We start from the raw sequence: 7,970 nt of genomic DNA on the forward strand, positions 1-7,970 counted from the left end.
GCCGGGGTGTTTCAAGGCAGGCTCTGGGGTGTTCATTATTCCCATCACGTGTCAGGTATTTTTTATGTCGCTACGCATCTGCATTCTGGAAACCGACATCCTGCGTCCGGAACTGGTCGATCAATATCAGGGTTACGGGCAGATGTTTCAGCGCCTGTTCTCGCAGCAACCGATTGCCGCCGAGTTCACCGTGTACAACGTGATGCAGGGCGAATACCCCAGCGACGACCTGACCTTCGATGCGTACCTGATCACCGGCAGCAAGGCCGATTCGTTCGGCACCGACCCGTGGATCCAGACCCTCAAGCAATACCTGCTGACCCGCTACGAGCGTGGCGACAAGCTGCTCGGCGTGTGCTTCGGCCATCAATTGCTGGCGCTGCTGCTCGGTGGCAAGAGCGAGCGCGCCAGTCAAGGCTGGGGCGTCGGCACCCACAACTACAAACTGGCGGCCAAGGCGCCGTGGATGAGCCCGGTGCGAGAAGAGCTGACGCTGCTGATCAGTCACCAGGATCAGGTCACTGCGCTGCCGGAAAACGCCACGGTCATCGCTTCCAGCGATTTCTGCCCGTTTGCCGCGTACCACATCAACGATCAGGTGCTGTGCTTCCAGGGGCACCCGGAATTCATTCACGACTATTCGCGGGCGCTCTTGGATCTGCGCCAGGAAGCGCTGGGTTCGCAGATCTACTCGAAAGGCGTGGCCAGCCTCGAGCAGGAGCACCATGGCACCACGGTGGCAGAGTGGATGATGCGCTTTGTGGCGCACAAGCCAGAAGCTGCTTAATAGCAGATCAAAAGATCGCAGCCTGCGGCAGCTCCTACATTGGGATGGCGTACACCCTGTAGGAGCTGCCGCAGGCTGCGATCTTTTGCTTTTGCTTCCCTATAACCACCCCGACCTCTTGAAACTCGCCCACAAACTTACACACCCCACCGTAATAAACCCCAACACAGCGAAATAGCCGTAGTGCCAGCTCAGCTCCGGCATGTTCTGGAAGTTCATCCCGTAAATCCCAGCTACCGCCGTCGGGAATGCCAGAATCGCCGCCCACGCGGCAAACTTGCGTTGCACCACGCTCTGCCGTGACGCCTCGAGCAGCACGCCGATCTCGATGGTCTGGCTGGCGATATCCGCCAGCGTGGTCAGGTCTTCCATCTGCCGCGTGACGTGAATCTGCACATCGCGGAAGTACGGGCGCATGTTCTTGTCGATGAACGGGAAGCTCAGCTTCTGCAGCTCCTCGCCAATCTCCACCATCGGCGCTGCATAGCGGCGCAGGCGCAACACATCGCGGCGCAGGCCGTGGAGTTTCTGAATGTCATGCTCGTTCAACGCACTGCACAGCACGTTGCGCTCCAGTTCATCGATCTCGGCATGAATCGCTTCGCCCACCGGTTGGTAGTTTTCTATGACGAAATCCAGCAGCGCATACAGGACGAAATCTTCACCGTGCTCCAGCAGCAGCGGCCGCGCCTCACAGCGTTGGCGGACATGCGCGTAGGACGCCGAGTGACCGTTGCGGGCGGTGATGATGTAGCCCTTGCCGGCGAAGATGTGCGTTTCGATGAACTGCAAGATCCCATGTTCGCGGATCGGCGAGTAGGTGACGATAAACAAGGCGTCACCAAAGGTTTCCAGCTTCGGCCGGCTGTGTTTTTCCAGGGCGTCTTCGATGGCCAGTTCGTGCAGGTTGAACTGGCGCTGCAGATTGGCTAGCTCCTGAGCGTCCGGCTCTTCCAGGCCGATCCAGACAAAATGTCCGGTTTTTGCGGCCCAGGCGGCGCCTTCGTCAAGCGTGATATTGGTGACTTTCTTACCGGCGCTGTAAACCGCAGCAGCAACAACTCGACCCATGGTAGTGGTTCACTTCTTCTTGGCAGATGGCAGGGAATACAAGGCTTCAGCTTAGCTGTGTCGCTGCTTGAGAGTCAGTGAAATCTGTACAGTTCACCCGGCAAAAGAAAACCCGCACAAGGCGGGTTTTTTTCACGCAGCTCGCAGCTGCTGATCCATCGCGGCGATGCATTCGCGCATCTGCTCGCGGCACTGGGACATAAGCATGGGCATGTCATCCATGGTCAGCCCGGCTGTAGGAATCGCCGGCAGCGAGCGTATGAGAATGTTCCCGCTGCGCCAGCGGTTCAGGCGCATGTGCTTGATGTAGCTGCTGACGCACACCGGCACGATCGGCACACCGGCGGCGATCGCCATCTGGAACGCGCCTTTCTTGAACGGCAGCAGTTCTTCACCGAGGTTGCGCGTGCCCTCCGGGAATACCCAGATCGACGTGTCTTCGTGTTGCAGGGTGTGGGTGGTGGTGAGCATCGACTTGCGCGCCTTGTGCGCGTTCCCGCGATCGATCAACACGTTGCCCGCGAGCCAGAACAGTTGCCCGAACAGCGGCACCCATTTCAGGCTTTTCTTGCCGATGCAAACGGTCCGCCGGGGCACCACGTTGCCGAACACGAACAGGTCGTAGTTGGACTGATGGTTGGCGACAATCACGCAACTGTCTGGCTTGTTCATCAACGGGCCGACGTCGGCTTTTACCCGCAAGCGCAGAATGCACATGGCCGGAAGCGCGTAGAGGCGGGCGCACAGTCGGCTGTTGTCCGGATTGAACGGCCGGCACATCCCGAGGATCACCCCCAACACGCCGGCCAGAATAAAGTGCAGGCCCATCAATAACATACGAAACACAAACAGCATTTTCAGGCCCCACCGGGACAAAAGGTGGCGCAGTGTACGGATGTGCACTGTTTTCGGCAATTGCTGCTATAGAGTCCGGAGATAGGCGATGTTTAAGCGCATGTTTCCAAGTTGATCGTCAGACGTGTCCTAGAGCTGTCGGCGGATGATCAACCGAACGCGCAAGAAAAAGCCCGACACGACAGTCGGGCTTTTCTTTGGCTCGGGAAGCACGGGCTTAGCCCAGATGTTCCTGATCCTGGATGATCGCGTTGTCGAGGGCTTCGAGCAGCGCCTTGCGCACTTTGAGCTTGGTGTTCTTGTGCGCGTTCATGTTGATCTTCTTCAACTGACGCGCCGCGGCCAGGGCTGCGCCTTGCAGCTCTTCGGCAGCCACCACCTTGTCGAGGAAACCGGCATCCACCGCGCTTTTCGGATCAAACATCTCGCCGTTGATCACCGAACGGTGGAACGCCGAACGACGCAGACGATCACGCGCCAGCTCGATGCCGGCGTGGTGCATGGTCATGCCGATTTGCACTTCGTTCAGACCGATGCTGAACGGGCCGTCGACACCGATGCGGTAGTCGGCGGACAGCAGCAGGAATGCACCTTTGGCCACGGCGTGGCCTGGGCAGGCAACGATCACCGGAAACGGGTGGGACAGCAGGCGACGGGCGAGTGTCGAACCCGCAGTCACCAGCGCCACGGCTTCTTTAGGCCCGGCGGTCATCACCTTCAAGTCATAGCCGCCAGACAGAATCCCCGGCTGACCGGTAATGATCACGATGGCACGATCAGTCTTCGCCTGATCCAGCGCCGCGTTGAACGCCGCAATCACGTCCGGGGAAATGGCATTGACCTTGCCGTTGTTCAAGGTCAGGGTCGCGATACCGTCTTCGAGGTGGTAGGCAATCAACTCACTCATGACGCTATTCCTTGTAAGAAAGATGGGCAGACGTTACCCACCGCCGTAGGCCAGGTAAAGCACTGTGACTGACTCGCCGGTCACCGTTTCCGGCCGCGCGCGGCGTAGCACACCGTTCTGCTTCTATATAGAAGGGTGGCCGTCACCAGAGATTGGCCGGTTTGCCATCGTCCAAGGTGGGGCGAAACGCCTTTTTGTCTTAACCGCATGAAAATTCTGAAAAAAAGTTTGCCATCAGAAAAGCTTTCGACTACATTAGCGCGCCTCGACAGACAGAACATGTTTGAAGAGATACGGTGAAGTGTCCGAGTGGCTTAAGGAGCACGCCTGGAAAGTGTGTATACAGGAAACTGTATCGAGAGTTCGAATCTCTCCTTCACCGCCACATTCAATACGCAAAACCCCTGATTTCGAAAGAGATCAGGGGTTTTGTGGTTTCTGGCGTCTGGATTTTAATCCGCTACGCCTGTCATGCGTGCAAGTGCTCAGCCTGATTTGCCATAGCGCATTACAATCCCCGCTTTATCCGTAGAAAAAAGGACTGTTCCCATGATCATCTCCACCACCCACGCCATCGAAGGCCGACAGATCACCGCGTACCTGGACATTGTCAGCGCGGAGTCGGTGCAGGGCGTCAACGTGATCCGTGACATGTTTGCCGGCATGCGCGATTTTTTCGGTGGGCGCTCGCAGACGCTGGAGCGTGCGTTGAAAGAGGCGCGGGTTCAGGCGACGGACGAGATCAAGGAACGGGCGCGGGCGTTGCAGGCGGATGCGGTGGTCGGGCTGGATTTCGAGATCAGCATGCCGGCGGGCAAGGGTGGCATGGTTGTGGTGTTCGCGACGGGTACGGCGGTCAAGTTGCGTTGATGCAGTCGCGGTGTTCAAGCGAGCCCATTCAGATGATGAATGGGCTTTTTGCTTTTCTGCTTTCGATCAGCCCTGTGGCTTGAGGATGACAAGCCCGTGGGCGTCATAGGTCAGGGGCGTATCGACTGCGACCATCGGCGGGGTGCCGGTGGAGGGCGTCGGATCGGCCGGCTGACTCGGGTGGTAGATAACGCCGGGAGTCAGAACCGGTTTGTCCGGGTAGGTGATGGTGATGTCGCCTGATGCGAGCTTTTCCTTGAATTTTTCACCGGCGGCTTTGCCGGCAGCGATTTGTTCGTCCGTGAGTTTTACGACCGGCATTTCCGGGAATCCGTTGATTTTCATGTTCTCTCCTTGAGATTCATTTGTATGAAAAAGGGCAACGGCCTGTGGGCGGGAATCTTTAGCGTTGTGAGATCAACGGTTGGTTCGGATGTTGAGCAGGTGTAGGCCATTCGTCGGGCATCGGTCGAACTGAACCACAAGTCCGGTAATGACCGGCTAGTCTCAAAAGCCTTGGAGGTCGATATTTTTTCAGGCAAAAGGGCTTTGCCGGTGTCGATCTATCGCAAAGGGGAGAGGCTATGACTGATCCGTATATCGAAGACGATGGAGCCGAATTTTCATTCAACAACTGTGTCCGTTGCGGCCAGACGGAGTACCAATCGGGCTTTGGCGAGGATCCGGTGCAGACCGGCAAGATCAAGTCCACGGCACCCAAGGGGCCGAAAGCCAAATTCCTTCCAAAGGTCTCGGCCCGCTCAAGAAAATAAAGTGAGACCGAACGACCCCGTCTATGAACGGGGTTTTTTATGCCTGCTGTTTATGAAAAGGAAATCTCCTACAAACTCTTGGCCCGGTTTGGTGTTTTTCACAAACTTTTCACGTCCACGGTCGTAGGGTGAAGCCATCCGTTAGAAAGCAAGTCTCCAGCCCGTCTCCCCAGCGGGCTTTTTTTTGCCTGCGATAAAACCTTTGGCGAAATCGCTGTCCAATCGGCGCCAAGTGCGCGGCGGCAGCTGATTTGTCTGGACTTCAGCGCGTCGGCAGCTTTCAATCTCGGCCCCTTTTGATCTCCCTATTTTTGAGGTTTTCGTCATGCGTCTAACATTGCCTGCTCTGGTTCTGGGGCTTCTGGTTGCTCAAGGTGCGGTCGCCGGTGAGGGTACTGCAGCACTCGGCGGCGGTCTGGGTGGCGCGCTGGGTAACGTGGTCGGCCAGAAGATGGGCGGCAGCACGGGCGCAGCGATTGGTGCCGGTGTTGCAGGCGCGGCCGGCAGTGCGATGGCAGCCGGCAAGGGCAGCCGCACCAAAGCGGCTATCGGCGGTGGTGTTGGCGCGGCCGGTGGTTCGGTGATCGGCAACAGCCTGGGTGGCCGAAATGGCGCGACCATTGGCGCCGGTCTGGGTGGCGCTGCCGGTGGTGCCGTCGGCGCCAACCTGTCCAAAGGTCACAAGCGTCACTGATAGCGAACGTTTGTCAGAAAAAGCCCGGCTCGATGTCGGGTTTTTTCATGGCTGAACGTTTTCTCGAAAAATGTCTCCAATCTGACATAGGCCCTATGGGCATACCCTCCCGATTCGGGAACTGTGAGGTTCAAATGCGCTTGTCATTGTCTGCACTGTTTTTCGGATTATTCATCGCTCAAGGTGCGATGGCCGCCGGAGATGGCAGCGCCGCCGTAGGTGGCGGTTTGGGCGGTGTCCTCGGTAACGTGGTCGGTGGCCAGCTAGGTGGCAGCACCGGTGCCGCGGTTGGCGCAGGTGTCGGTGGCGCGGCGGGCAGCGCGGTCGGGGCGAATAAACACAATCGCACCGAAGCCGCCATTGGCGGTGGTCTCGGCGCTGCCGGCGGCTCAGTGGTCGGCAACAGCCTGGGCGGCTCCACTGGTTCGGCCATTGGTGCCGGTTTGGGCGGCGCAGCGGGTGGTGCGGTGGGCAACAACCTGGGTGACGACGGTGGCAGAGCTCATTCCGGTGGTGGTCACAAGCACAACAAGTACAAACACAAAAACCGCCATCACTGATTGAATATTCGAAAACAAACCCGGCCTGGCGCCGGGTTTTTCGTTTCTGGCGGTCGGACACTGGAACGATTGGCTGTAAGGCTTTTCGAACGCTATACAACCCACCAGACGTAGAGGTTTGCCATGACGCCCGAAACCGAAGGCAAGGAAGAAAAAGGCCCGAGTGGTCTGCCGTTTATCAATGATCCGGGGAACGAGGATCCGGGGTCGCTGATGGATGATGCGACGGTGCCGTTGAATGATGCGGATGAGGCTTTGGATGAGGAGTATGAAGAGGATGAGGATGAGCAATAAGTTGTCTTGAAAGTCGAGCGTGGCGGCGCACTGAATTTAAATATCCGGGGCCTGTACTTCAGGCCCTTTGATTCGGATTGGTTTGTTCTCGAGGTCAAGCTTGTTAAACAATCGTCAAGGCGGACGAAAGCAAACCGACAAAATATTTTGTTATTTGGCAGTTAAATCAGGGTTGATGAGTATGTAAAGATTATCTGATGCCGACATTTTTTTTATTCGGCCTGATGCGATGTACTCTTTAAACTCCTTTTCAACTGTTTTTTTGTCGCAGTATTTTTTATATTTGGATGGCCTGTCACTGGCATAAATGTAAAGGCGCCAAACATCAAAACCGTCGATTCTACTGTTTGAACCGTAATCGAAATTCACTGATTCTGTAGTGAAGTGAACGATGCATCCAACTCCATGAAGCTCGTATTGGGTGTTGTCAGTTATGTTACCGCACCGTTGTATTTGATTGCTGCGCCAAAGCCTCAGGATATTTCTGGTACCAAATCTTTTCTCGAGCAGCAACGTCGCACTATCAACCTTAGAAAGAAAGTCGTTAATGAGGTCTTCAAGGTTTTTGTCTTTTTTATTCATCTTCTTCTGCGATGCTCCAATCTGTCATTACCGACGTTAGCCGCTGACTCTAGCACTTCTTCAATAGTGTTTAGGTTGCCGTGGTGATCTTCGATGTTGGTTATTAGCTGGATCGTTACTTCGGTAGAGGTTTGTCGTGCAGCCGAAGCTCTATGATGGCCATCTAAAATGTAAAGGTTTCCGTGGTGCTCAGCGACATCTATAGGAAACTCGCGGTTAAACCCAATATCTCCCATTTCTATCCTCATTTTCTCGACTAGCCTAGTTGAGGTTTTCCCCATGAGCGCATGTGTTCGTTTCAATGTTTTTGGGTCTACGCCATGAGTTAGATTTGGTACCTGCGGTTCACCCTCATCAACCTTAGCCCCAACAATCCCACCCGGTACTTCACACCCAGGCTTATTCGGCGGCGGACAATTGGAATTCAACCCCAACGGATCCACCCAACCCGTCGGATTCGGCACGTACTGGTATTGGTTTAGTCCTCCAGCCAACTTCACCGGATCCGGCGTCAGATACCTGCCCAACCTCGGGTCGTAATACCGATGCCGGTTGTAATGCAGCCCGCTTTCCGCAT

At 56.1% G+C, this 7,970-nt stretch carries 12 protein-coding genes and 1 tRNA gene; 7 read left to right on the top strand and 6 right to left on the bottom strand.

The features are described 5' to 3' along the window. Positions 1 to 64: 64 nt before the first annotated feature. Positions 65 to 787, top strand: coding sequence for an amidotransferase (locus tag QRN61_RS05685; protein ID WP_095139972.1), 723 nt, complete (start codon positions 65 to 67; stop codon positions 785 to 787). Between the two features lie 99 nt (positions 788 to 886). Here the strand turns inward: QRN61_RS05685 and QRN61_RS05690 are convergent, their stop codons facing one another. The 3 genes from QRN61_RS05690 to QRN61_RS05700 all read right to left on the bottom strand — a co-directional run bounded on the left by QRN61_RS05690 (position 887) and on the right by QRN61_RS05700 (position 3,620). Beyond that, entirely contained in the window at positions 887 to 1,858 is a 972-nt protein-coding gene (locus tag QRN61_RS05690; RefSeq protein ID WP_027613314.1) for a magnesium and cobalt transport protein CorA, read from the bottom strand. A gap of 132 nt (positions 1,859 to 1,990) precedes the next feature. Beyond that, complete coding sequence (locus QRN61_RS05695; protein ID WP_285373401.1) at positions 1,991 to 2,713, bottom strand: 1-acylglycerol-3-phosphate O-acyltransferase; 723 nt, start codon at positions 2,711 to 2,713, stop codon at positions 1,991 to 1,993. A gap of 217 nt (positions 2,714 to 2,930) precedes the next feature. After that, positions 2,931 to 3,620, bottom strand: a complete 690-nt coding sequence (locus QRN61_RS05700) for a crotonase/enoyl-CoA hydratase family protein (protein ID WP_064586733.1) — start codon at positions 3,618 to 3,620, stop codon at positions 2,931 to 2,933. 295 nt (positions 3,621 to 3,915) lie between these two features. On the opposite strand from QRN61_RS05700, the gene QRN61_RS05705 reads away from it, so the two are divergent. Next, positions 3,916 to 4,005: transfer RNA gene (locus QRN61_RS05705), tRNA-Ser, on the top strand. Positions 4,006 to 4,169: 164 nt separating this feature from the next. Beyond that, a complete protein-coding gene (locus QRN61_RS05710) occupies positions 4,170 to 4,490 on the top strand; it encodes a YbjQ family protein (RefSeq protein ID WP_027613311.1) in 321 nt (106 codons plus the stop codon). Between the two features lie 66 nt (positions 4,491 to 4,556). Here QRN61_RS05710 and QRN61_RS05715 read toward each other — a convergent pair whose 3' ends face one another. Beyond that, on the bottom strand, positions 4,557 to 4,835 hold the full coding sequence (locus tag QRN61_RS05715; RefSeq protein ID WP_097087585.1) for a hypothetical protein: 279 nt from the start codon (positions 4,833 to 4,835) through the stop codon (positions 4,557 to 4,559). A 239-nt stretch (positions 4,836 to 5,074) separates the two neighbouring features. Here QRN61_RS05715 and QRN61_RS05720 point away from each other — a divergent pair, with 239 nt between their 5' ends. The 4 genes from QRN61_RS05720 to QRN61_RS05735 all read left to right on the top strand — a co-directional run bounded on the left by QRN61_RS05720 (position 5,075) and on the right by QRN61_RS05735 (position 6,811). Beyond that, positions 5,075 to 5,263: a hypothetical protein gene (locus QRN61_RS05720; protein ID WP_007960727.1), complete on the top strand. Its 189-nt coding sequence runs from the start codon at positions 5,075 to 5,077 to the stop codon at positions 5,261 to 5,263. Between the two features lie 325 nt (positions 5,264 to 5,588). Further along, a complete protein-coding gene (locus QRN61_RS05725) occupies positions 5,589 to 5,957 on the top strand; it encodes a glycine zipper domain-containing protein (RefSeq protein ID WP_007960728.1) in 369 nt (122 codons plus the stop codon). Between the two features lie 134 nt (positions 5,958 to 6,091). Beyond that, a complete protein-coding gene (locus QRN61_RS05730) occupies positions 6,092 to 6,517 on the top strand; it encodes a glycine zipper domain-containing protein (protein ID WP_027613308.1) in 426 nt (141 codons plus the stop codon). 123 nt (positions 6,518 to 6,640) lie between these two features. After that, the gene (locus QRN61_RS05735; protein WP_169844085.1) at positions 6,641 to 6,811 is read left to right on the top strand and encodes a hypothetical protein; all 171 of its coding nucleotides are present in this window, start codon (positions 6,641 to 6,643) and stop codon (positions 6,809 to 6,811) included. Positions 6,812 to 6,961: 150 nt separating this feature from the next. On the opposite strand, the gene QRN61_RS05740 is transcribed toward QRN61_RS05735, so the two are convergent. Next, positions 6,962 to 7,393 (bottom strand): DUF6896 domain-containing protein, encoded by a 432-nt coding sequence (locus tag QRN61_RS05740; protein WP_027613307.1) that lies wholly within the window; start codon positions 7,391 to 7,393, stop codon positions 6,962 to 6,964. Further along, the coding region (locus QRN61_RS05745) for an RHS repeat-associated core domain-containing protein (protein WP_285373402.1) at positions 7,390 to 7,970 on the bottom strand (581 nt) is incomplete at its 5' end. The genes QRN61_RS05740 and QRN61_RS05745, both read right to left, overlap by 4 nt.

Origin of the sequence: Pseudomonas sp. lyk4-TYG-107 (assembly GCF_030209055.1) — a bacterium.
Lineage (GTDB): Bacteria > Pseudomonadota > Gammaproteobacteria > Pseudomonadales > Pseudomonadaceae > Aquipseudomonas > Aquipseudomonas putida_A.

Coding starts and splice junctions, on each gene's coding strand:
- QRN61_RS05700 (WP_064586733.1), bottom strand. CDS start 3,620: ATGAGTGAGTTGATTGCCTACCACCTCGAAGACGGTATCGCGACCCTG.
- QRN61_RS05730 (WP_027613308.1), top strand. CDS start 6,092: ATGCGCTTGTCATTGTCTGCACTGTTTTTCGGATTATTCATCGCTCAA.
- QRN61_RS05735 (WP_169844085.1), top strand. CDS start 6,641: ATGACGCCCGAAACCGAAGGCAAGGAAGAAAAAGGCCCGAGTGGTCTG.
- QRN61_RS05715 (WP_097087585.1), bottom strand. CDS start 4,835: ATGAAAATCAACGGATTCCCGGAAATGCCGGTCGTAAAACTCACGGAC.
- QRN61_RS05695 (WP_285373401.1), bottom strand. CDS start 2,713: ATGCTGTTTGTGTTTCGTATGTTATTGATGGGCCTGCACTTTATTCTG.
- QRN61_RS05690 (WP_027613314.1), bottom strand. CDS start 1,858: ATGGGTCGAGTTGTTGCTGCTGCGGTTTACAGCGCCGGTAAGAAAGTC.
- QRN61_RS05740 (WP_027613307.1), bottom strand. CDS start 7,393: ATGAATAAAAAAGACAAAAACCTTGAAGACCTCATTAACGACTTTCTT.
- QRN61_RS05720 (WP_007960727.1), top strand. CDS start 5,075: ATGACTGATCCGTATATCGAAGACGATGGAGCCGAATTTTCATTCAAC.
- QRN61_RS05685 (WP_095139972.1), top strand. CDS start 65: ATGTCGCTACGCATCTGCATTCTGGAAACCGACATCCTGCGTCCGGAA.
- QRN61_RS05725 (WP_007960728.1), top strand. CDS start 5,589: ATGCGTCTAACATTGCCTGCTCTGGTTCTGGGGCTTCTGGTTGCTCAA.
- QRN61_RS05710 (WP_027613311.1), top strand. CDS start 4,170: ATGATCATCTCCACCACCCACGCCATCGAAGGCCGACAGATCACCGCG.